We start from the raw sequence: 1,373 nt of genomic DNA, 5'->3' as shown, positions 1-1,373 counted from the left end.
TGTGCTGTCTACATAGATGTGAGACACGATGTCTACATAGATGTGAGAGTCGATTCTAGGCGGCGGGGGCGTGGAGTTGTCCTTGGTATCGCTTGTCGCGGTCGAGGTGTAGGTGTCCTAGAACATCGCCGGTGATGTGGAAGACGGTGACGTGGTCGCCGTTGCGCAGCACTGTGACTTTCAAGCCTGCGTGGGCTCGCCCGACCGAGACCGATGAGTGGCCGACACTGATGACACCGGAATCGGAGACGCTGTGGTGTCCGATGGTGGCATCGAGCTGACGCGGTAGATGTTCGGGTCCTCCGAGCGTCGCCGCGTTGGCCCATGCCTGCGCTGGAGGCATGTTCACCGCACTGTGGCGACGTTCGGTGTTGTAGAACTTCTGGTAGCGGTCGCACGCTTTCTGCAGGGCGGAGTGGGTGGCGGGGCGGCGTGGTTGATGGTCGAGCCATTGCTTGAAGGTGCGGTGGTGTCGCTCGACTTTGCCGTTGGTTTGCGGGTGATACGGACTCGAGTGGATCAGCCGTGCACCGGACTCGGTGACGAAGCGGGTGAACTGCGACTGCGCCCCCTTGGTGCGTTTGGCTGTGAAAGCGGTTCCGTTGTCGGACAACACCATTGCCGGGATTCCGTAGTCGTCGAATGCTGTGTCGATTGCGGCGACAGCAGCCTTGGCTGTCTCGGCGTCGGCGACGAGTGTGGCGACCAGGGTGCGGGTGCAGTCGTCGAGGACTTCGAAGACCGTTGCTTTCGGGCCTCCTGCGAGAACCACTTCTGTGGCATCGATTTGGTAGCAGTCGCGCGGTTGTGCGTACTGAAATCGTGTGTAGGACGATTTGGGTCGCTTTTTGGGGTTCGATTCCAGCAATCCGTGGCGGCGCAGGACCTTGTTGATCGTCGAGCGAGGCGGGACGTGCCAGCCTTTGGCGGACCACCCATCTCGCAGCGCGACCGCGTGGAGTTGATAGTGGATGTTTTCGGCACCATTGTCGCCCCGCAGTTTTCCGCGCCATTGCACGATCGCGTCTTCGACGCCTTCTGGGGTGCGTCGTGGACTCGAGCGTGGCCGGCGGGATTTCGGTTCCCACCGGCCCTCGCGCTCGATTCGTTGTTTGTGTCGGTAGAAGGTGGCGGTCGAGATTTCGTTGCGCTCGCACCACCCTTTGACACCGCCGGCACCGAACACCGACGCCGGATCCACTTTCTCCACCACTACCGCGATGAGGACAGCATCGATCAGTTGCATGAGGCGCGCACCCGTTCTGGCCATGGAATCTTCCCTAGCCGATTCAGGTGCCCCACACCTACGACGCCAGCAAGCGTGTCTCACATGTCCGTAGACATACGACTCTCATATGTCTATGGACTGGACA

At 60.7% G+C, this 1,373-nt stretch carries 1 protein-coding gene; it reads right to left on the bottom strand.

Annotation, left to right across the window (positions count from 1 at the left end; all coding sequences use genetic code 11):
- Positions 1-55: 55 nt before the first annotated feature.
- On the bottom strand, positions 56-1,270 hold the full coding sequence (locus RhoFasB10_RS25675; RefSeq protein ID WP_167679307.1) for a DDE-type integrase/transposase/recombinase: 1,215 nt from the start codon (positions 1,268-1,270) through the stop codon (positions 56-58).
- Positions 1,271-1,373: the final 103 nt, after the last annotated feature.

This window comes from Rhodococcus sp. B10, assembly GCF_011770055.1.
In the GTDB taxonomy this organism is placed as follows: Bacteria; Actinomycetota; Actinomycetes; order Mycobacteriales; family Mycobacteriaceae; genus Rhodococcoides; species Rhodococcoides kyotonensis_B.
This window is presented reverse-complemented; position numbering and strand designations above follow the sequence as displayed.